The 20,367-nt window shown below is 75.4% G+C and carries 22 protein-coding genes; 13 read left to right on the forward strand and 9 right to left on the reverse strand.

The genetic code is table 11. The features are described from left to right. The first annotated feature begins 10 nt into the window (after positions 1 to 10). Positions 11 to 895 carry a siderophore-interacting protein gene (locus GR130_RS14580; RefSeq protein ID WP_159505127.1) on the forward strand — a complete coding sequence of 295 codons (885 nt, stop codon included), beginning with the start codon at positions 11 to 13 and terminating at the stop codon, positions 893 to 895. Positions 896 to 951: 56 nt separating this feature from the next. On the opposite strand, the gene GR130_RS14585 is transcribed toward GR130_RS14580, so the two are convergent. Next, positions 952 to 1,728, reverse strand: coding sequence for an alpha/beta hydrolase (locus GR130_RS14585; RefSeq protein ID WP_159505128.1), 777 nt, complete (start codon positions 1,726 to 1,728; stop codon positions 952 to 954). Positions 1,729 to 2,004: 276 nt separating this feature from the next. Between GR130_RS14585 and GR130_RS14590 the strand changes: the two genes are divergently transcribed. Both GR130_RS14590 and GR130_RS14595 read left to right on the forward strand, forming a co-directional pair. Beyond that, entirely contained in the window at positions 2,005 to 2,205 is a 201-nt protein-coding gene (locus GR130_RS14590; RefSeq protein WP_159505129.1) for a hypothetical protein, read from the forward strand. A 62-nt stretch (positions 2,206 to 2,267) separates the two neighbouring features. Beyond that, positions 2,268 to 2,681, forward strand: coding sequence for a hypothetical protein (locus GR130_RS14595; RefSeq protein WP_159505130.1), 414 nt, complete (start codon positions 2,268 to 2,270; stop codon positions 2,679 to 2,681). Positions 2,682 to 2,700: 19 nt separating this feature from the next. Here GR130_RS14595 and GR130_RS14600 read toward each other — a convergent pair whose 3' ends face one another. Next, entirely contained in the window at positions 2,701 to 3,420 is a 720-nt protein-coding gene (locus tag GR130_RS14600; protein WP_159505131.1) for a CDP-alcohol phosphatidyltransferase family protein, read from the reverse strand. Positions 3,421 to 3,543: 123 nt separating this feature from the next. On the opposite strand from GR130_RS14600, the gene GR130_RS14605 reads away from it, so the two are divergent. The 5 genes from GR130_RS14605 to GR130_RS14625 are packed head-to-tail and all read left to right on the forward strand — an operon-like array spanning position 3,544 to position 8,036. Next, complete coding sequence (locus GR130_RS14605; RefSeq protein ID WP_159505132.1) at positions 3,544 to 4,539, forward strand: zinc-dependent alcohol dehydrogenase; 996 nt, start codon at positions 3,544 to 3,546, stop codon at positions 4,537 to 4,539. 51 nt (positions 4,540 to 4,590) lie between these two features. Then, complete coding sequence (locus GR130_RS14610) at positions 4,591 to 4,989, forward strand: 6-pyruvoyl trahydropterin synthase family protein (RefSeq protein ID WP_159505133.1); 399 nt, start codon at positions 4,591 to 4,593, stop codon at positions 4,987 to 4,989. A gap of 19 nt (positions 4,990 to 5,008) precedes the next feature. After that, positions 5,009 to 6,127 carry a glycosyltransferase family 4 protein gene (locus GR130_RS14615; protein ID WP_159505134.1) on the forward strand — a complete coding sequence of 373 codons (1,119 nt, stop codon included), beginning with the start codon at positions 5,009 to 5,011 and terminating at the stop codon, positions 6,125 to 6,127. Continuing rightward, complete coding sequence (locus GR130_RS14620; RefSeq protein ID WP_159505135.1) at positions 6,127 to 7,008, forward strand: SAM-dependent methyltransferase; 882 nt, start codon at positions 6,127 to 6,129, stop codon at positions 7,006 to 7,008. The genes GR130_RS14615 and GR130_RS14620 overlap by 1 nt, the downstream gene beginning before the upstream one ends. Then, positions 7,005 to 8,036, forward strand: a complete 1,032-nt coding sequence (locus GR130_RS14625) for a lysylphosphatidylglycerol synthase domain-containing protein (RefSeq protein WP_159505136.1) — start codon at positions 7,005 to 7,007, stop codon at positions 8,034 to 8,036. Before GR130_RS14620 ends, GR130_RS14625 begins: the two co-directional genes overlap by 4 nt. Positions 8,037 to 8,157: 121 nt before the next feature. On the opposite strand, the gene GR130_RS14630 is transcribed toward GR130_RS14625, so the two are convergent. After that, a complete protein-coding gene (locus tag GR130_RS14630; RefSeq protein WP_159505137.1) occupies positions 8,158 to 9,000 on the reverse strand; it encodes a RibD family protein in 843 nt (280 codons plus the stop codon). Then, positions 8,997 to 9,743 carry a creatininase family protein gene (locus GR130_RS14635; RefSeq protein ID WP_159505138.1) on the reverse strand — a complete coding sequence of 249 codons (747 nt, stop codon included), beginning with the start codon at positions 9,741 to 9,743 and terminating at the stop codon, positions 8,997 to 8,999. The genes GR130_RS14630 and GR130_RS14635 overlap by 4 nt, the downstream gene beginning before the upstream one ends. A gap of 210 nt (positions 9,744 to 9,953) precedes the next feature. Between GR130_RS14635 and ribA the strand changes: the two genes are divergently transcribed. Beyond that, the gene (gene ribA, locus GR130_RS14640) at positions 9,954 to 10,556 is read left to right on the forward strand and encodes a GTP cyclohydrolase II (protein ID WP_236573961.1); all 603 of its coding nucleotides are present in this window, start codon (positions 9,954 to 9,956) and stop codon (positions 10,554 to 10,556) included. A 179-nt stretch (positions 10,557 to 10,735) separates the two neighbouring features. Then, positions 10,736 to 11,176: an SPW repeat protein gene (locus tag GR130_RS14645; RefSeq protein ID WP_159505140.1), complete on the forward strand. Its 441-nt coding sequence runs from the start codon at positions 10,736 to 10,738 to the stop codon at positions 11,174 to 11,176. Positions 11,177 to 11,289: 113 nt separating this feature from the next. On the opposite strand, the gene GR130_RS14650 is transcribed toward GR130_RS14645, so the two are convergent. Continuing rightward, a complete protein-coding gene (locus tag GR130_RS14650) occupies positions 11,290 to 11,646 on the reverse strand; it encodes a hypothetical protein (RefSeq protein ID WP_159505141.1) in 357 nt (118 codons plus the stop codon). 229 nt (positions 11,647 to 11,875) lie between these two features. On the opposite strand from GR130_RS14650, the gene GR130_RS14655 reads away from it, so the two are divergent. From GR130_RS14655 to GR130_RS14665, 3 genes are all read left to right on the forward strand, one after another. Continuing rightward, complete coding sequence (locus GR130_RS14655) at positions 11,876 to 12,586, forward strand: methyltransferase (protein WP_159505142.1); 711 nt, start codon at positions 11,876 to 11,878, stop codon at positions 12,584 to 12,586. Between the two features lie 108 nt (positions 12,587 to 12,694). Then, on the forward strand, positions 12,695 to 14,557 hold the full coding sequence (locus tag GR130_RS14660; RefSeq protein ID WP_236573015.1) for an alkyl/aryl-sulfatase: 1,863 nt from the start codon (positions 12,695 to 12,697) through the stop codon (positions 14,555 to 14,557). A 55-nt stretch (positions 14,558 to 14,612) separates the two neighbouring features. After that, complete coding sequence (locus GR130_RS14665) at positions 14,613 to 16,652, forward strand: ATP-binding protein (RefSeq protein ID WP_159505143.1); 2,040 nt, start codon at positions 14,613 to 14,615, stop codon at positions 16,650 to 16,652. Between the two features lie 46 nt (positions 16,653 to 16,698). Here the strand turns inward: GR130_RS14665 and GR130_RS14670 are convergent, their stop codons facing one another. Genes GR130_RS14670 through GR130_RS14685 form a run of 4 tightly spaced genes read right to left on the reverse strand, consistent with a single transcriptional unit; the run spans position 16,699 to position 20,322 of the window. Further along, positions 16,699 to 17,739, reverse strand: coding sequence for a serine hydrolase domain-containing protein (locus GR130_RS14670; RefSeq protein ID WP_159505144.1), 1,041 nt, complete (start codon positions 17,737 to 17,739; stop codon positions 16,699 to 16,701). Then, positions 17,739 to 18,683, reverse strand: a complete 945-nt coding sequence (locus GR130_RS14675) for a DUF6895 family protein (RefSeq protein WP_159505145.1) — start codon at positions 18,681 to 18,683, stop codon at positions 17,739 to 17,741. The genes GR130_RS14670 and GR130_RS14675 overlap by 1 nt, the downstream gene beginning before the upstream one ends. Next, positions 18,680 to 19,663, reverse strand: a complete 984-nt coding sequence (locus tag GR130_RS14680; protein ID WP_159505146.1) for a DUF6895 family protein — start codon at positions 19,661 to 19,663, stop codon at positions 18,680 to 18,682. The genes GR130_RS14675 and GR130_RS14680 overlap by 4 nt, the downstream gene beginning before the upstream one ends. Beyond that, complete coding sequence (locus tag GR130_RS14685; protein ID WP_159509975.1) at positions 19,660 to 20,322, reverse strand: hypothetical protein; 663 nt, start codon at positions 20,320 to 20,322, stop codon at positions 19,660 to 19,662. The genes GR130_RS14680 and GR130_RS14685 overlap by 4 nt, the downstream gene beginning before the upstream one ends. Between the last annotated feature and the right edge of the window lie 45 nt (positions 20,323 to 20,367).

Consider the following 20,367-nt stretch of genomic DNA (forward strand, 5'->3'; position numbering starts at 1 on the left):
AGGAGCTCCGATGACGGCCGTGCCCGTCGCACTCATCCACGTCAGCGACGTCCGCCGGATCACCCCGCGTATGGTCCGGATCACCTTCTCCGGGGAGGGCCTCGACGCCTTCCCCACCTGGCCCGACCAGCAGCTCAAACTGCTCTTCCCCAGACCGGGCCGGCGCGTCCCCCGCCTCCCCGAGGCGACCGCGGACGGCGATGCCATGAGCTGGTACCAGGCGTTCCTCGCCATCCCGGAGGAGGAGCGGCCCTGGATGCGCAGCTACACGGTGCGTTCCTACGGCCCCGGGCGCCGGCGGTTCTCCGTCGACTTCGTGCTGCACGGGGCGCCCGGCGCGGCGCCCGCCCAGGCCGGTCCGGCGACCCGCTGGGCGGCGACCGCCTCCGTGGGCGACACCCTCGCCCGGTACGGCCCGGCGGCGGAGTATGCCCGGCCGCTGCCGCTCGACGCCCCCGGGCCGATCCTGCTGGCCGGGGACGAGACGGCGCTGCCCGCCATCGGCTCGCTCGCCGCGGCGCTGCCCGCGGGCGCCCGCGCGGTGGCCTACGTCGAGGTCGCCGACGCGGCGGAGGAGCAGCAACTGCCCACCCGCGCCGACCTCGTCGTCCACTGGGTGCACCGCGACCGCGCGCCGGCCGGGCGGACCGGCGTGCTGCTCGACGCGGTCCGCGCGGCCGTTCTCCCCGAAGACCCGGCCTTCGTCTGGCTGGCAGGTGAGGCGGGCGCGGTGCGCGCACTGCGGCGCCACCTGACCGGGGAGCGCGGCGTCGCCAAGGACCGGATCGACTTCACCGGCTACTGGCGGCGCAGCCTCACCCAGGACGACGCCCCCACGGAGGACGACCTCGCCGAGGCCCGGGAGAAGGCGGCGGCCTGGGGGCAGGGCGGCTGAGCCCGGCGCTCGTCCGGTGGGTCGCCGTTCCGACCCCGCCCCACCGGGGGCAGCCCCTAGCCGAGGCGCCGGCCCTCGTCCGCCGCCGCCCGGATCAGCACGTCGGTCAGCTCGCCGGGCCGGGACAGCATCGGGTAGTGCCCGGTGTCCAGGTCGAAGAAGCCGACCCGGGGTTCGGTGAGGATCGCGTAGCGGGGGTCGCCGGTGGCCACCAGGGCTTCCAGGGTGGCGATGCTCGTGCCGTGGGCGGTGCAGAACACGCCGGTGGCCGGCATCTCGGCCGCCGCGCCGGTGAGTCGCAGCGGCCGGGTCAGGGTGGCCAGCGGCTGCGGCGCGGCAAGCCGCTCCAGCCGCTCCCGGGCAGCGGGCGTCACGCCGGCGAGGCTGCCCCACAGCTGCTCGTCGGCGAGCGGGGGCGGCGGGAGCCGCCATCCCGCGCCGAGCTCCTCGGCCCGCCGCAGCAGCCGGTCCCGTACCACCGGGTCGGGCATCACGTCGAACCCCGTGTCGCCGTCGGCCGGCATGCCGGTGTCCAGGTAGACGACCCGGCCGACCCGGTCCGGGCGGCGGTCGGCGGCGCCCAGGGCGGGGAGCAGGCCGTAGCAGTGCCCCACGACCACCGCGTCCCTCGGCTGTTCATGGTCCAGCACCTGCACGACGTCCTCGACGTGCGTGTCCAGGTCCGTCTCCCGGCCGGCCAGATGGCGCCGGTCGCCCATCCCCGTGAGCGTCACCGGGTAGGCGTCGTGCCCCCGCTCCCGGAGCCGCGCGGCGACCTCGCGCCAGATCCAGCCGCCGGTGTAGCCCCCCGATACCAGAACGAACGAGGTCATCCTTGCTCCTTGTCGTCGTGACGGTGCCCGGCTCGCCGTGGCGGACGCGGCGCGCCGGGCGGTGACCGGCCGCGTCTGCCGGGACCGTAGAAGCTCCCGCTACGGGAGATTCAAGGCCGCGGGCCGGCGCGGGGACGACCGGAGCGGCGACCGGAGTTCGTCCGGCGGCTTGTGCACCACCCGTTCAAGCCGCCGGGCCCGTCGACTACAGTTGAGGAATTCCGCTATTCAACAGATGAACGCGATGGCCGGTCGGCCTGAACGCGGAGGGCATGCGTGGGCGGTTTCGCCGAGTCGGTTCGGGAACGGGTGCGTGCGGCACGGGCCGCCGTCGCGGCGGCGCGGACGGCGGACGACGCCTATGCCCTGGCCGTCGCGGAGGACGAGCTGGACGACGCGCTGCGGATCGCGCGCAGCGTCGGCGTCGACCCCGACGGCGGGAACGCGTCCGGTGCGCAGGGCGGGGCGGCCGAGTGAGCGGCGCGGCGGCGCGGGCGGCTCGCACCGCGTGCGGCGCCACCGGATCCGGGTGACCGCCGATGGCCGGCGCACCGCGACGTAAAGGACCGCCGCCGTGGCGCGCGGTCCGCTCCCGCACCTGCATACCCACGGCCTCCCGTGCGGGCACCGCACGGCCCTGCCGGGGGCGCCACCACCTCGGCCCCGGCGCGCTGCGCCCGCCGCGCGGACACCGGCGCGCCTGCCCGGAGATCGCCGCCCGCCATCTGACGTCCCCGCGCTGCGGCGTCCGGCGGGCCCGGGTCACCGCCGTCCGCCCCGGCACCCGGCTGGCGCGGCTGCCCGGCACCGTCCTGGTGACCCACCGGACGGCGACGTACGAGGCGGCCCGGCGCAGCCTGTGGATACGGGTGCTGTTCGCCGTCGCGGTCACCAACCTGGTGCTGGCCTTCCTGGCGATGGTGGTCTACCTGGGACGGCACGCGGGCACCTGACCCCCGTCGCCCCGGCCGCTCACCCCGGCTCCCGGGCCCGCCACAGCCACACCGCATCCCGTCCGAACGACCACACCAGCAGGGCCAGTGCCCCCGCCACCGCGCCGAACTCCGCCTCCCGCGGCACGATCCCGGCCGCCGCCACCACCAGCACGATCCCCTGGCACGCCGCCACCGTCTTGCGTGCCGTGCTGTGCGGCAGCGCGGCGCGCAGCCAGGGCAGCGCCCAGGACGCGACGACGAAGGCGTAGCGCATCGCGCCGATGGCCGTCACCCAAGGGCCCAGCGCCTTCGCGACGTACACGCTCAGCACCAGGATCAGGAACGCGTCGACCTCCATGTCGAAGCGGGCCCCCAGCGGCGTCGCCGTCCCGGTACGCCGGGCCACCCGGCCGTCCACCGCGTCCAGGACCAGCGCGACGGTGGCCAGTCCGATCAGCGCCGTCACCGCGGGCCGCCGGCCGAAGGAGTCGGCGACCAGCGCGGTCACCCCGCCGACCAGCGTGGCGCGGGCCAGGGTGACGCGGTTGGCCGGACCGAACGAGTCCGGCCAGGACCGGCACAGCGCGCGGGTGAGCGTGGCCACGGTGGCCACCGCGAAGACGGACCCCGCCAGCCACCCCGCGGTCCCCAGCCCGACCGCCCGGCACAGCGCCTCCAGCAGCACCAGCTGCGCGACCGCGCCCGCGGCGGCGTCCGGGGCGAACGGCCTTGTCCCGTACTGCCGTTGTACGGCCATCGTGCCTCCGGGTGCGTCTGGCGGACTCGATGGGCGCCGCGTATCGTGACGGCGTCACCAAGATCCGCACCGTGCGTTCTCCAGCATCGACGACGCATCGCAACACCGTCCAGGAGGATTACGTTGCCGCGCGCCGCCCGGGCATTCTGGCTCGGCTCCCCAGGTCAGGGCGAGATCCGGACCGCTGACCTGCGGCGGCCCGGCGCCGGCGAGGTGCTGGTGCGCACGCTCTACTCCGGCGTGAGCCGCGGGACCGAGAGCCTGGTCTTCCGCGGCGGCGTCCCCGCGAGCCAGTACACCGCGATGCGCGCGCCGTTCCAGGAAGGCGGGTTCCCCGGGCCGGTCAAGTACGGCTATCTCAATGTGGGCGTGGTGGAGGAGGGGCCCGCCGCGCTGCTCGGTCGGACGGTCTTCTGCCTCTTCCCGCATCAGACGCGGTACGTCGTCCCGGTGGCCGCGGTGACCCCCGTCCCGGACACCGTGCCCGCCGCACGGGCCGTGCTGGCCGGGACCGTCGAGACCGCGGTGAACGCCCTGTGGGACGCCGCGCCGCTGCTCGGCGACCGGATCGCGGTGGTCGGCGCGGGCATGGTGGGCTGCGCGGTCGCCGCCCTGCTGGCCCGATTCCCGGCCGTCCGCGTCCAGTTGGTCGACCCCGACCCGGCGCGGGCCGCCACCGCGGCGGCGCTCGGGGCCGGTTTCGCGCTGCCCGCGGACGCGGACGGCGACTGCGACCTCGTCGTGCACACCAGCGCCACCGAGGAGGGACTGGCCCGCGCCCTCGAACTGCTCGCCCCTGAGGGCACGGTGATCGAGCTGAGCTGGTACGGGGACCGGCGGATCAGCCTGCCGCTGGGGGAGTCCTTCCACTCCCGGCGGCTGGTCGTCCGCAGCAGCCAGGTCGGCGCGGTCGCCCCGGCCCGGCGCGCCCGCCGCACCTTCGCCGACCGGCTCGCGCTCGCCCTCGACCTGCTCGCCGACCCGGCCTTCGACGCGCTGATCACCGGCGAATCCGCCTTCGAGGAGCTGCCGTCCGTCCTGCCGCGGCTGGCCTCCGGCGAACTTCCGGCGCTGTGCCACCGCATCCGCTACCCGGCGGCCGGGCCGCTCCCGGGATAGCGGCCGGCGCCGACCGAGCCATCCGCACCGCGACACCCCCCGGAGGACACCGTGTTCAGCATCACCGTCCGCGACCACCTGATGGTCGCCCACAGCTTCCGCGGCGCGGTCTTCGGGCCCGCGCAGCGCCTGCACGGCGCGACCTTCATCGTGGACGCCACCTTCCGCCGCCCCGAACTCGACGCCGACGACATCGTGGTCGACATCGGCCTGGCCACCCGGGAGCTGGGCGCGGTGGTCGGCGAGCTGAACTACCGCAACCTCGACGACGAACCCGCCTTCGCCGGGACCAACACCTCGACCGAGGCCCTGGCCAAGGTCATCGCCGACCGCCTGGCCGACCGGGTGCAGGCCGGCAGCCTCGGCGAGGGCGCCCGCGAACTGGCCGGGATCACCGTGACCCTGCACGAATCCCATATCGCCTGGGCCAGTTACGAGCGCACCCTGTGACCCGGCACGGGGCCCGCCGGTGACCCGCGCCGGCACCGCGGAACCGGCCCGGGTGGTGCACGTCGTGCTGCCCGGCGGCATCGCAGACCCGGCCGCGCCGAGCGGCGGCAACACCTACGACCTGCGGGTGTGCCGCGACCTCCCGGACCGGGGCTGGCGGGTCCGCCGCCTTGCGGTGCCCGGCGCCTGGCCCCGGCCGGACCGGGCCGACGCCGCCGAACTGGCCCGCCGCCTGGGCGGGTTGCCCGACGGAGCCGTGGTCCTCCTCGACGGACTGGTGGCCTGCGGCGTTCCCGACGTCCTGGCTCCCGAGGCGGCGCGGCTGCGGATGGCCGTACTGGTGCATCTGCCGCTCGCCGACGAGACCGGACTGGCTCCCGGGGTGGCGGCGGACCTGGACGCCCGCGAGCGCCGCGCCCTGCACACCGTGCGGGCGGTGATCGCCACCAGTGAGTGGGCCGCCGACCGGATCCGCGCGCATCACGGAGTGGCGGCGTCCCGGGTCGCCGTCGCCCGGCCGGGAGTTGACGCCGCGCCGCCGGCGCCGGGCACCGACGGCGCCGGCCGGCTGCTCTGCGTCGCGGCGATCACCCCGCGCAAGGGCCACCACCGGTTGGTGGACGCCCTGCTGACCCTCGCGGACGACGTCCCGTGGACCTGCGACCTCGTCGGCGGCACCGGACGCGACGCCCGCCATGCGGACGAACTGCGTCAGCTGGTGCGGCGATCGGGCCTCGGCGGGCGGATCCGGTTCGCCGGGCCGCGGGCCGGCGCCGAGCTGGACGCGTATTACGCCGCCGCCGACCTGCTGGTGCTCACCTCGTATGCCGAGACCTACGGCATGGTGCTCACCGAGGCGCTGGCGCGCGGTGTTCCGGTGCTGGCCACGGCCGTGGACGGGGTCCCGGAAGCGGTGGGGAGAGCCGCCGACGGGAGCGTGCCCGGACTCCTCGTACCGGACGGGGAACCGGCCGCGCTCGGTGCCGCGCTGCGGGCCTGGTTCGGCGACGCCGGGCTGCGTCAGCGGCTGAAGATCTCGGCGCGCGGACGGCGTGCCATGCTGGAGGGGTGGGAGATGACGTCGCACAGTCTGGCGCACGTGCTGGAACGGCTCCGGGACGAGCCCTGGAGCCGGTGATGGGCGGGGTCGGCAGGCCGCGGTTCTGTCCGCAGTGGCTGGAGTTGCGGGAGCGGGCCGATGCCGCCGCCCGCGCGCCGGAGCTGCTGCGGCCGCTGCGCGGCTGGTCGCCCGCCCTCGACCCGGACCGGACGCCGGACCCGGACGGTCTGGTGATCCGCGACCTGGGCTGCGGTACGGGCTCCATGGGGCGCTGGCTCGCGGTCCGGCTGCCCGGTCCGCAGCACTGGGTCCTCCAGGACCACGACCCGGTGCTGCTCTCCCGGGCCGCTGTACGGATGCCGTCAACCGCCGCCGACGGCAGGCCGGTTACCGCGGTCGTGGAGCTGGGCGACCTGGCCGCGCTGACCGCCGCCGCCCTCGCGGGCACGTCCCTGGTCACCGCCTCCGCCCTGCTCGACCTGCTCACCCGGGAGGAGCTGGAACGGGTCGCCGAGGCGTGCACCGGGGCCCGGTGCCCGGCGCTGTTCGCGCTCTCGGTCACCGGGCGGGTCGAACTCACCCCGCACGACCCCCTCGACGCCGAGATAGCCGCCGCCTTCAACGCGCATCAGCGCCGGCTGGACGGCGGACGGCGGCTGCTGGGGCCGGATGCGGGGCCGGCGGCCGTCGAGGCGTTCGAGCGGCGCGGGGCGACGGTGGTCACCCAGGCCAGCCCCTGGCGGCTGGGCGGCCCCGAGTGCGCGCTGACCGAGCAGTGGCTGCGCGGCTGGGTGGGCGCCGCCCGCGCCCAGCGGCCGGGGCTGGCACGGGCGGCCGACGCGTATCTGCGGCGGCGGCTGGAGGCGTGCGCGGCCGGGGAGTTGGGCGTCGCGGTGCACCACACCGATCTGCTGGCGCTGCCGGGCCCGTACGGCGCGGAAGGCGGGGCCGGGGGATGAACCGGCGGGTCCGGTCCTGGCTGCGGATGCTCGGGGGACTGGGCATCCTGGCGCTGCTGGTGCGCCATCTGGGATCGGCCGCCTTCCTGGACGGGCTGCGCCGGATCGACGCCGGCACGCTGCTGGCGGGGTTCGGCATCGGTGTGCTGACGACCGTCTGCAGCGCCTGGCGGTGGTGCCTGGTGGCCCGCGGCCTGGGCCTACGGCTCCCGCTCGGCCGGGCCGTCGCGGACTACTACCGGGCGCTGTTCCTGAACGCGGCGCTGCCCGGCGGCGTGCTGGGCGACGTCCACCGCGCCGTACGCCACGGCCGCGACGCCGGGGACCTGGGGCGCGGGGTGCGGGCGGTGGCGCTGGAACGGGCCGCGGGCCAGGTGGTCCTGGTCGTGGTGGGCGCGGTGGTGCTGGCCGTGCGGCCCTCGCCCGTACTGGCGCCGATCGGCCGGGCCGCGGGCGCTCCCGGGGCGGTGCGCGGGGCGCTGCTCGCGGTGGCGGGGGCGGGTGTGCTGGGCGTCGCCGTGGCCGCGCTGCTCCGCCGCCGGCGGCGGACCAGCGGGGGCGGCGGCCGGGGCGGGGGCGCCGTCCGGGCCGCGCTGGCCGAGGCGCGGCAGGCGCTGCTCGGCCGGGCCGTGTGGCCGGGCGTCGCGGTCGGCTCGGCCGTCGTACTGGCCGGATATCTCGGGATGTTCCTGCTGGCCGCCCGGGTCGCCGGGGCGCGGGCGCCGGCGGCGGAACTGGTGCCGCTGGTCGTCCTGGCGCTGCTGGCGATGGCGCTGCCGCTGAACGTCGGCGGCTGGGGGCCGCGGGAAGGCGTCGCGGCCTGGGCGTTCGGCGCCGCCGGGCTGGGCGCGGCACTGGGCCTCACCACCGCCGTGGTCTACGGCGTGCTCGCCTTCGCCGCGAGCCTGCCCGGCGCCGGGGTCCTGGTCGTCCGGTGGGCCGCGCGGCGAGGGGCCGTCCGGCGGGTCGGGGCCGGGTCCGCGGAGCCCGGCACGGCACCCGGCGGCGTTGCCGACCCGTCCCGATAGCTCCTCCGTCGAGCCGCTCCGGTGCCTTGCGCCGCGCTTCGCCTCGGCTCTTGGGACGGCCGCCGGAAGCCGAGCCGAGCCGCACTGTCCGCCGCGGCCCTTCCGCCCCGCGGGACAGCCGCTACGCTCCGGCCGCCGCCCGCAGATCCAGCTCGAAGAGCGTGTCCTCGCCGAGCAGGGCCCGCCGCAGCGGCGGGCGCAGCGCGTCCCGCATCACCGGCGTACCGGGAAACCGCAGGCCGGGGACCCCGTCGCCGAGCAGCACCGGCGCGACGGTCACATACAGCCGGTCCAGCGCCCGCGCCCGCAGGAACCGCGAGACGGTCACCCCGCCCCCCTCGACCAGCACCCGGCCCAGCCCGCGGGCCGCCAGCACCGCCAGCAGCCGCCGCGGAGCGAACGCCGCGGCGTCCGGCAGCGCCAGCACCTCGACGCCGTCCCCGACGCCCTCCGCGGCCGCATCCGGTCCCACCACCCACAGCGTCGGCGCCGCGCCGTCGGTGAACACCTGCCGCTGCCGGGGCACCCGGCCCCGTGGATCGAGGACCACCCGGACCGGATCGCGGCCCGCGCACGCCCGTACGGTCAGCCGGGGGTCGTCCGCCACCGCGGTGCCGGCGCCGACCAGCACCGCGTCCGCCAGGGCGCGCAGCCGGTGCAGATGCCGGCGGTCCTCCTCGCCGGTGACGTAGTCGGCGTCGCCGGTGCGGGTCGCGATGAAGCCGTCCAGGCTCTGCCCGAGCTGCCCGAACGCCACCCGGGGGCCGGCCAGGCACAGCGGCAGATAGCGCTCGGCGAGCCAGGCCGCCCCGGGCGCGGCGGCCCCCGCCCAGCGCGCCCCGCCGGCGCCGTCCGGCACCAGCCCGGCCGCCGCCGCCTCGTCCGCCGTACGGACGCGGAGCAGCCGCTCCCAGGCCGCCGCCGGGTCGACGGCCTCGGGTGCCGCGTCGGGCGCACCGGTCATCGGCCGCCGCCCAGCAGTTCGGCATACGCGCCGAACGCCTCGGCCAGCCCCGCCAGCAGCTGTGCGCCCTTCTCGGCGGAGGCCAGGGACGGGCGCCCGATGACGCCGGATTCCGTGTAGGCCGCCATGCCCAGGGTGAGCAGATGCGGCCGGTCGTCGGCGAGGTGGTCGGCCGAGGCGTAGCCGGGCCGGACGAGTTCGGGGTGCGCGTGCAGCAGAATCGACGTCTCGGTCTCGCCCGCGTGCATGTCGCTGTGCGCGGACGTTCGCACGCCCGCCCGGGAGCGGGCCGCGGCCCAGTCCGCCGATCCGGGAAAGAGCGCCATCCGCGTCCCGCCGCTCTCGTGGGATTCCTGAACGACGTTGCGCAGCACGTGGTTTCCGCCGTGGCCGTTGACGAGGATCAGCGTGCCGGTGCCGGACCGGCGGAGCGAGGCGGCGATGTCCGTCACCACGGCGTGCAGGGTCCGCGCGGAAATGCTGACGGTTCCCGGCCAGGCGGAGTGTTCCTGGGAACAGGAGACGGTCAGCGGCGGCAGCAGCAGTACGGGGTGGCGCGCGGCGATTTCCGCGGAGACGGCGCAGGCGACGACCGTGTCGGTGGTCAACGGCAGGTGCGCGCCGTGCTGTTCGAAGCTGCCGATGGGCAGCAGCGCCATCTGGGGCCGTGCGGCGCGGACGTCCTCGGTGGTGTCCGCCGGCAGCAGGCCGGGCGGTGGACTCCGGTGGCCCGGAACGGTCATCGGCAGCTCCGATCGGTGTCAACCCGGCGGCGCCGGCGCCCAGTTGAGGGGGATTTTCGCAGGCTGGATCGTGTACCGCTCGTTTCCGAACGCGGGTACGATCATGCCATGACGGACCCCGATACCGCTGCCGAGGCCGGACCAGACGCCGACGCCGCTGTCGCAGGGGATGATCCCACCGCCGTCGCGCCGAGTCTGGGAGTGCAGCGGATGGTGGCCGTCCGACTTCCCACCGCGCACGGCGAGTTCCGCGCCGTCGGCTATCTCGACCGCCGCAGCGGGATCGAGCAAGTGGCCCTGGTGCGTGGCGACGTGGCGGGGGAGAAGGCGCTGACCCGTATCCATTCGGAGTGCCTGACGGGCGATGTCTTCGGTTCCACGCACTGCGAATGCGGTGAGCAACTGACCGCGGCCCTGCGGGCGATAGCGGACGCCGGGCGCGGCATCGTCGTCTATGTCCAGGGGCACGAGGGCCGGGGCATAGGGCTGCTGGCCAAACTCCGGGCGATGAAACTCCAGGAGGACGACGGACTGGACACCGTCGAGGCGAACATCGCGCTCGGGCTGCCCGTCGACGCCCGGGAATATCGTGCCGCGGCCGGAATCCTCCGGGACCTCGGCGTCCGGTCCGTACGGCTGTTGTCGAACAATCCGCGCAAGCGCGAGGCGCTGGAGCGCTATGGCATCGATGTCGCCGAGCGGGTCCCGCTGCTGATGCCGCCCGGTGCGGAGAACATCCGGTATCTGCGTGCCAAGCGGGAGCGCCTGGACCACGACCTTCCGCATCTGGACGGCGCCCCGGGCCCGTCCTGACCGGCCCCGCCGCGGCCGTACGCGCCGGCCGGGGGGCCGCCCGGCCGGCCCGGCCGCTCACGTCCGCGAAATTCTTCTCCTTCGACATCTACACATAAAGGCGACATAAGTGCAGAATAAAGGTGCGCGGCTGATGCCACGCGGAGCGGCCTGACTTGTGGACGAAGGAGGCGAGTCGTATGGCCGACGTCTCACACACCAGGGGAGATCTCGCTGGTCACCCCGACGCTTCTGAGATGAGGGCCCGAGCTGAGAGAGTGCTCGAAGGGCGTGACGTGGTGCTGGTCGACGGACCGGTGTTCCTGGTCGGTCTCTACTGCGCCGCTTCGCCGTGGATCGTGCACTACGCGGCCTCGCAACCCGCGCTGATGACCCACAACCTCATCATCGGTGTCGCGATCGCCCTGCTGGCGGTCGGGTTCACCGTCACTCCGGAGCGTATGTACGGCCTGAGCGGCGCGATGTGCGCGATCGGCGTCTGGCTGATCGTGTCGCCCTGGATCGTCGGCACGGGCCCGGACAAGGGAGTCATCTGGAACAACATCGTCATCGGAGCCCTGACCTTCCTCCTGGGGGCGATGTGCGTCGCGGTGGCATCGAGGAGCCGCGCTGTCACCTGATGCGCGCTCCCCACGGGGGCGTGTGGAAACCACCGGCCCGCTGCCGTACGACAGGAGAGCGACGGCAAGCGGGCCGGGCACGTGTGGGGCGGCACCCCTCGGTCCGCGGCCGGCTACGGCCGGTGATCGCGGTCCGGGGCGGCGGGCGGGGCGGGCGCGGCGAGCTGCCCGGCGACCCCGGCCAGCACCAGCCCGCCGGCCAGGATCAGACCGTGCGACAGCGCGACCCCGGCGACCAGGACGGCGATCGCGGTGCCCAGCATCAGCCAGACGGCGCCGCGCCGGACGGGCGGTGCCGCGCCGGCCGCCGGTATGCCCGGGTGCGGGCAGGGGGCGGCGTCGGTCCGGAACGTCTCCGCGAGGTCGCGGAGTTGGCGGTCGTCGTCGGGGGACAGGGAGCGTCCCTCCTCTCCCGGATGGGGCCGCCGGCCGCCCGTACGGGCAGGGTGCCGGCGGTCGGGTGGGGGCATGGCCTCGAAGATCCAGCGACATCAGGGTTACCTGACCACGGGTGACCCCTGCGTGGTGCGCACCGTCACACAGGCGTTGTTGTGCCCTGCCCGGCCCCGCCCGTAACGCCGTCGTCCGGACATCACCGGAGAGGTGAGGCGCCATGCCGTACGAGACGCCGCAGCAGCACCAGCCGCACGACGAGCCACAGCAGCACCAGCCCGCCGACGAGGCCCGCGAGGCCCCGCCATGCTGCGGGCCTGGGAGCGGCTGGACGACGGCGTGCGCACCGGCGCGCCCTCCTTCGCCACCGTCCACGGCACCGACTTCTCCGGCCACCTCGCCGAACGGCCCGCGCTGTCCGCCCAGTTCGACGCCGTGACGAGCCAGGGCACCGCGCACACCGCCACCCTGCTGCCCGCGGCCTACGCCTTCGACCGCTTCACGACCGTGGCCGACACCGGCGGTGGCGACGGCACCCTGACCGTCGCGCTCGTCCGGGCGTACCCGGCGCTGCGCGGCATCGTCTTCGACAGCGCGCCGGGTCTGGCCGAAGCCGGTCCGCGGCTCGCCCGCGAGGGGCTGGACGGCCGCTGCTCCCCGGTGACCGGGGGCTTCTTCGCCACCGCCCCCGAGGGCGCCGACCTGTATCTACTCAAGAGCGTGATCCACGACTGGAGCGACGAGCGCTGCGCGGAGATCCTCGGCCACATCCGGGCGGTGATCCCCGACGGCGGCCGGCTGCTGATCGTCGAGCCCGCGCTGCCCGCGGCGGCCGACCCGTCCGGCCGCGGCATCAGCTACCGCAGCGACCTCGACATGCTGGTCGACGTCGGGGGCCGGGAGCGCACCCGGGACGACTTCGAGCGGCTGTGCCGCGGCGCGGGCTTCGCCGTGCGGACGGTCACCGCGCTGCCCCGGCCCGACCGCCTCTCCGTCACCGAGGCCGAGCCGGTGTGATGCCGTGACCGCGTGGCCCACACGTGCGCCGACCGGGCATCTTCGGTTAAATCAAACGTGTGGGCCATGCGCCCGTGATGGCCCGCTGTCCGGGAGAGGTGGCGCGCCGTGACCGCTGTGCCTGTGGACGAGCACGCTGTGCCCGTCGATGACCACGAAGACTTCGCCGACGCCGACCGCGGCTTCATCGCCTCGCTCGACCCGCCCCGGATCACCGCGGCGGACGGGCGGGTGGTCTGGGACGCGGAGGACTACGCGTTCCTGGCCGGGAACTGCCCCGAGACCGCGAACGAGAGCCTGTGGCGCCAGGGGAGACTGGTGAGCCGGCAGGGCCTGTACGAGGTGACCGACGGCATCTATCAGGCGCGCGGTCTGGACCTGTCCAACATGACGCTCATCGAAGGCGATCACGGGGTCCTCGTCGTCGACCCGCTGCTCTCCGCCGAGACCGCCGCCGCGGCCCTGGAGCTCTACCGCAAGCACCGCGGCGACCGGCCGGTCACCGCCCTGATCTACACCCACGCGCACGCCGACCACTTCGGCGGCGGACGCGGCGTCCTGCCGCCCGGCCACCACCCCGTACCGGTCCTCGCGCCCGCCGGGTTCCGGGCGCACGTGGTCGGCGAGCAGCTCTACACGGGACCGGCGATGGCCCGGCGCGCCGAGTACATGTACGGCACCCGGCTCCCGAAAGGGCCGGGCGGCCAGATCGGCTGCGGTCTGGGCACCACCGCCTCCACCGGCACCCGCACCTTCATCCCGCCGACCGTGGACGTCACCCGCACCGGACAGGAGGAGATCGTCGACGGCGTGCGCCTGGTCTTCCAGCTCACCCCGGGCACCGACGCCCCCGCGTCGATGAACTTCGCCTCCCCGTCCCACCAGGCGCTCTGCACCGCGGAGAACGCCCTGCACACGCTGCACAGCGTCCTCACCCTGCGCGGTGCGGTCGCCCGCGACACCCGGCGCTGGTCCCACTACCTCAACGAGGCCCTGGCCCTCTTCGGCGCCGACACCGAGGTCGCCTTCGCCTCCCACCACTGGCCGACCTGGGGCAACGACCGCATCCGCGGCCTGCTGGCCAACCAGCGCGACCTGTACGCCTACCTGCACGACCAGACGCTGCGGCTGCTCAACGAAGGGCACACCGGCCCCGAGATCGCCGAGGAGCTGCGGCTGCCCCCGGGCCTGGAGCGGCTGTGGGCGCACCACGGCTACTACGGCTCGCTCAGCCACAACGTCAAGGCGATCTACCAGCGCTACCTCGGCTGGTTCGACGGCAACCCCGCGCACCTGTGGGAGCACCCGCCGGCCGAGCAGGCCCGGCGCTACGTGGACATCCTGGGCGGTGTGGAGGCCACCGTGGACGCGGGCAAGCGGTACGCCGCCGACGGCGACCTCCGGTTCGCCGCCACCCTCCTCGACCACGCCGTCTTCGCCGCCCCGCAGAACCTGCGCGCCCGCCGCGAACTCGCCGCCGTCTACGAGCGGCTGGGATACGGCTGCGAGAACGGCACCTGGCGCAACTACTACCTCACCGGCGCCATGGAACTGCGCGGCGGTCCCGCCGCACCCCCGCCCGCCACCGGCCCGGAGGCCGCCGGACCCGATCTCGTCGGGGCCCGTACCGTCGACCAGCTCCTCGACTCGCTCGCCATCCGCATCGACGGCCCCCGGGCCTGGTCGGCCCACCTCTGCATCGACCTCTACCTCGCCGACGAGGACCGCACCTGGCACCTCACCCTCTCCCACGGCGCCCTCACCCACCTCAGCACCCCCGGCCGCCCCACCGCCTCCGGCGACCGGCTGCCGGATCTGACCCTCAGCCTCACCACCACCCAGCTCCGTGACCTGCTCACCGGCGGCGGCCCGTCCGCCGTCACCCACGAGGGTGAGCCGGGGGCGGCCCTCCACGAACTCCTCGGCCTGCTCAGCACCCCCGACCCCGACTTCCCCATCGTCACCCCCTGATCCCTCCGGGGCCGGCGCGCTGTGGGCTCCCTCCGGTGTGCGGCAAACTGGGCCGGTGACCAGCGACATTCCCGATGAGTCGACAAGCTTTGTCGGCCGGCGAGCCGAACTGCGGCAGCTGCACAACGAGTTGACCCAGCACCGGCTGATCACCCTGACCGGCCCCGGCGGTGTGGGCAAGACCCGGATCGCGATGCGGGCCGCCCGCGCCGCGGCGCCCCGCTTCCCGGACGGCGTCCGGTGGACCCCGCTCTGGCCGTTACGGGGCGAGCAGCTGCTCGTCGCCGCCGTCTGCGACGCCGTCGGCCTGTCCGACCACTCGGCACGGACCCCGGTGGCCGCGCTCTGCGAATGGCTCGCCGACAAGCGGCTGCTGCTGGTCCTGGACTCCTGCGAACACCTCGTCGCCGCCTGCCGCGACCTGGTCGGCGATCTGCTGACCGCCGCCCCCGCGGTGACCGTACTGGTCACCAGCCGGCAGCCGCTGGACGTCGTCGGCGAGTGGATCACCGAGATCGACCCGCTGCCCTGCACCGGCGACAACGACGCGCTGGCGCTGTTCACCGAACGGGCCGGCACCGCGGCCCCGGACCTCCGGCTCGGTGATCCGGCCAACGTCCGGGCCGCGGCGGAGATCTGCCGGCGCCTCGAAGGGGTCCCGCTCGCCCTGGAGCTGGCCGGCGCCCAGCTGGCACACAGCCCGCTCGACCGAGTCGCCGAGCGCATCGGATCCGGCTTCGACGCCCTGGACGGCACCGAGACCGCCTGGACCCCGCGGCATCGCACGCTGCGCACCGCCATCGGCTGGAGCCACGAGCTGTGCGAGCCGCTGGAGCGGCTGCTGTGGGCCCGGCTCTCCGTCTTCCGCGGCACCTTCGACGCCGAGTCCGCGGGCGCCGTCTGCGCGGGCGGCCCGCTCACCGGCGACGGCGTGCGCGCCGCACTGGCCGGCCTCGCCGCCAAGTCGGTGATCCACCGCGAGGGCACGCGCTTCCGGATGCTCGACACGCTCCGCGAGTACGGCCGGATGTGGCTGGCGGAACTGGGCGAGGAGGCCGGCGTCGCCGACCGGCACGCCGCGCACTTCGTCGGCTTCGGCCGCCGCGCCGAACTCGGCTGGCTGGGCCCCCAGCAGGTCGGCTGGTACGGCCGGATCGCCGACGCGCACGTCGATTTGTGCACCGCGCTGGACCACCTGCTGCACGCCGCGCCGGAACGCGCCCAGGAACTCGGCGCCGCCATCGGCTTCTTCTGGAGCTGCTGCGGCCATCTGCACGAGGCCCGCGACTACTTGGAGCGCGCCCTCGCCGCCCATGACGTCCCGAGTCCGGCCCGCACCCGGGCGCTGTGGGCGCTCGGCGTCGCGGTCCTCCTCCAGGGCGACCTGGACACCGCCGAGACGCTCGGCCGCCGGTGCGCCCGCGCCGCACGAGAGGACGGTGCCCCCGAGGGCGCCGACGCGACGCTCGCCGCCGGCTACCTCATCGGCCTCACCCACCTCATGGCCGGCCGCCCGCTGACCGCCTACACCGTCGCGGAACAGGTCCTCGGCCCGCCGCCGGACGACCCGTTCGCCTCCGCCGCCCGGCTGCGCTGCCATCTCGTACGGCTCTTCGCGCTCACCGCCCTGGGCCGGCTGGCCGAGGCCCGTGACGAGGCCACCGCGCTGCGGCACGGCTGCGAGGTACGCGGCGAATACTGGTCCCGCTCGTACACCGACTACCAGCTCGCCCTGATCTGCCTCTACCAGGGCCGGCCCGAGGAGTCCGCGCGGCACGCCCGGGCCATGCTCGCCGCCAAGCAGCACATCGGCGACAACTTCGGGATCGCGCTGGGCCTGGACGTGCTGGCGGCCGCGGTCGCCGCGCAGGGCGACGGCGCGTCGGCCGCCCTCGTCTACGGCGCCGGCCAGGCCGTCTGGCGCACGGTCGGCCACCCGCAGCGCGGCACCCCGGAGTTGCGCGCGGTCCGCGAGGAGTGCGAGCAGCGGGCCCGTGCCGCGATCGGCGACGAGGAGTACGTCGCGGCCTTCCGCCGGGCCGCCGAGCAGTGCCCCGAGGTGCTGGTCGCCCGGATCGTGGCCGGGGAGCTGTGATCGCCGCCGCCACAGCGGCCACGTTGACCGGCGGCGACCCCCGGCGTCAGCCGGCCGGTTCGCGGGCCAGCGCGTACAGCAGCTCGTAGGCGGTGGTCACCAGCAGGCAGGAACGGCCGCGCCGGGTGGCGAGCGCGACCAGCCCGGTCCCGGTCGCCGGGTGGTAGCCGAGGAACGCCTGCTGGCCGAAGGTCGCCCCGACGTGGAAGAGCAGCGGCCCGTGCCGCGCCGGGTGCTGGTACCACGTCAGGGTGTGGGTGTTGCGGTGCCGCCAGCCGCGCCGCAGCAGCGGGATCTGCACCTCGCGCAGCGCCCGCGGCAGCGGGGAGCCGTCGGGGGAGAGGTGGACCTCCAGGTAGGTCAGCAGGTCGGCGGGGGTGGCGCGGACCGCCCCGGCGGCGGCGAACGCGCCCATCTCGGCGCTGCGGACCGGGGTGCTCCCGTTGGTCCGGTGGCCGATGGCGTCGGTGCCGGTCGCACCGGGCGCCAGGGAGGTGCCCGTCAGCCCGAGCGGGCCGAGGATCCGGGTGTCGAGCAGGGTGGCGTAGTCGGCGCCCGCCGCACCGCCCATCGCCGGGCCGAGCAGCGCCAGCCCGAAGTTGGAGTAGTGCCAGCGGGTCCCGGGCCGGTGCCGCGGGCGGGTGCGCGCGAAGGTGCGCAGCAGCCGCTCGGTGTCGTAGCGGGCGTAGCCGTCGTCGTACGGGCGCAGCAGCGCGCCGGCCAGCAGGTCGGCGGGGATCCGCGGCAGCCCCGAGGTGTGGGTGGCCAGGTGCCGCAGGGTGATCCGGCGGGACCGCGGGTGCGGCAGCGGCAGCCGCGGCAGGTGGGCGGTGAGCGGGTCGTCCAGCCCCAGTACCCCGGTCGCCGCCAGTTCCGCGAGCAGCAGTACGGTGAACGTCTTGGAGAGCGACCCGAGTTCGTAGCGCAGCGCATGGCGCGGGGTCGGCGGCGCCAGCGCGGTGCCGCCGCTGACCACGGTGCGCCGGCCGTGCCGGGTGACGGCCAGCACGACGTCCGGGGCGTCGATCTCGGCGACCGCGTCCGCGAGCCGGTCCGCGAGCGCCGTCGCGCCGCCTTCGGGCCGCATCAGCCGGCGTCGGCGGACAGCACCCGGGACGTCGCCATCGCCGAGGCGAACGCGGCAACCAGGGTGGGGTGGTGGACCTGGTCGAAGACCTCCGCCGGATCGCCCTGCGGCATCGCGCGCCGGATGGGCATCGCGCCGTCGGCGGACTGGGCGGCGGCGTAACGCTGCCACAGCTGTGCGTCCAGTGTGGGGCGCGGCAGGCAGGCGTCGACGATCAGCAGCTCGCCGAGCAGGTCCCAGTGTTCGAGCTCCGCCCAGTCCGCCATCCAGGCGGGCAGGTACCGGGTGAGGTAGTCGGCGATCGCCGGCGGGATCCGGTCGGGCGCCTCGCCCCAGTTGGTGAGGTGGAAGACGGTGTGGGTGATGTCGTACGCGATGTGCAGCCGCACCGTCCAGGGCTCGGGGAGCTGCCCCAGCCAGGTGCGCTCCAGCGCCCGGTCGAAGTCGGCGCTGGGCGCGAGCCCGAGTTTGCGCTCGGCGTTGAGCACTCCGAGCCGCCGGTTGGGCGCCATCTCCAGCGCGGTCCAGGTGGTGGTCCGCCGGGACACCTCCAGGGCCGCTTCCAGGCCGGGGTGGCGGTGGCCCAGTTCGTGGAAGGGCGCGTAGACCTCCAGTGGCACCGGCGAGTGCGGTTCGTCGTGCTGGAGGGCGGCCAGCACGTTGCCGCCGTCCAGCAGCTCCCGCCAGGTGAAGTCCAGCAGCTGCCCGGCCCGGGTGCGCTGCCGGGATCCTGCCACGCCCTCCCGGAAGAGCACCTGCATGTTGATGGCCAACTCCCCGATGGGCTTGAGCCGTTCGATCATCGCGCTGCCCGTGGCGCGGTCCTCGGGGGCCAGCCGGAAGTGGTCACGGTGCGCGTCGATCCAGGCCAGGGCCCGGTCGCCGACGCCGTGCACCAGCGCGGCGGAGGCCGGGGACACCAGGGACGCAGCCGGCACGGTCACAGCGCTGCCTCGCTTTCGCAGGGCGTCCGCCCGGCCACCGCCGCCGCGACCCCGGCCACCGGGCCGGCTTCGGCCCCGTCCGAGGCGGTACGGGCGAGGGTGCCGGCGAACGCGGTCACCAGAGTGGAGTGGTAGCAGGCCACAAACGCCTCGGCCCGGTCGGCGGGGCGCGGCGCGGCGCCCGTCTCGGGCACGCTGCCGTCGGCGGCCTGCGCGCCGGCCAGCCGCTGCCAGGCCGCCGGATGGTACGGAGCCTCGGGCAGGCAGGCCGCCACGGCCAGCAACTCGCCCACGAGGTCCCACAGTTGCTCCTCCAGCCAGTTCTCCAGCCAGGAGGGCAGCCAGAGCCGCAGATAGCCGGCCGTCTCGGGGGAGAGCCGCCGGCGGTCCCGCCCCCAGTCGGTGAGATGGAACACGTCGTGCGTCACGCCGTACGCCGCCTTGAGGTCCAGCGCCCAGGGCTCGGGCAGCAGTCCCAGCCCGGTCAGCGCGAACTCCGTGTCGAAGTCGGCGTGCTGGGCCAGCCCGATCCGCCGCTCCGCGTTGAGCACGCCGAGCGTACGGGTGTGGTGTTCGCGCGCCACCCGCCAGCCGCGCAGTCCGGTCGTGGTCGGCACCAGCTCCTCGACGGCCGGATGCCGCAGCCCGGACTGCGCGAACACCCCGTAGAGCTCCACGGGATAGGTGGCGAACGGCTCGCCGCGGATCAGCTCGGCGAACAGCTCCCCCTCGCGGGTCTCCCGCCAGGCGAAGGCGAACAGCCGGTCCGCCGCGGCGCGGACCTCCGGCCGCGGATGCAACCCCGCGATGAGCTGGGTGAGTTGGGCCAGTTCGCCGAGCGGTTTGAGGGTGATGTTGGGATCGGCGTCCGTCGTCGTGTTCGGCGGCAGACGGAAGTACTCCCGCATCTCCTCCAGCCACCCCAGGCTGTTCCCGACCATCCGGTCCAGCAGCCCGGGGTCGGCCCGGTCGCCGGTCACCAACCCCTCCCGTGGAACCGCCGGGCCGCCGCGACATGCAGCGCGACCCTGGGGTCGTCGCCACCCATCTGCCGGACGAACGCCAGCCCGGCGTCCAGCCCCAGGGTGGGCGGTACGTCGGGGAGCCGGGCCAGCCAGCGGCCGACCCCGGCCGCCTGGAGCCAGTCCCTGCGGCGCACCGCCCGGACGAAGCCGCGGGCCAAGTCATCGGTGCGCGGCGCCAGTTGGTCCGCCAGGTCCGCCGCGAGGCCGGGAAGTGCCAGGGCGGCGAGCTGGGACACCCGGTGCGCCAGCTTGGGCCAGGGGTCGGTGCAGATCCAGTCGGCCCCGGCCTCGGGGGGCCGCGGCCAGGGGCGGTTGCCGACGGGGAGGTAGGCGTGCGAAGCCTCCACCAGGCCCCGGTAGCTCCACGCCGACACCGCGGAGGCATCCGCCCCCGGAGGGTAGGCCGCGAGTGTCTGCCGCACCACCGCCTCGTCGTCCGCGCCACCGGCCACCGCGCGGTGCTCCAGCGCGTACGGAGCGAGCGCGTCGGCGCCCAGTACCCGGACCGCGGCCGGCGCGAGCGGATCGCCCTGCCGCAGGATCCGGGACAGTGCGTAGGGGTCGCCCCCGCCCTGGAGGGCGAGGGCGACTCCGGTTGCGGCATCGGCGATCACAGCGCTGAGCGGGACTGCTCCCTGCGTCTGTTCAGCCAACGGACT

The organism is Streptomyces sp. GS7 (assembly GCF_009834125.1).
Taxonomy (GTDB): domain Bacteria; phylum Actinomycetota; class Actinomycetes; order Streptomycetales; family Streptomycetaceae; genus Streptomyces.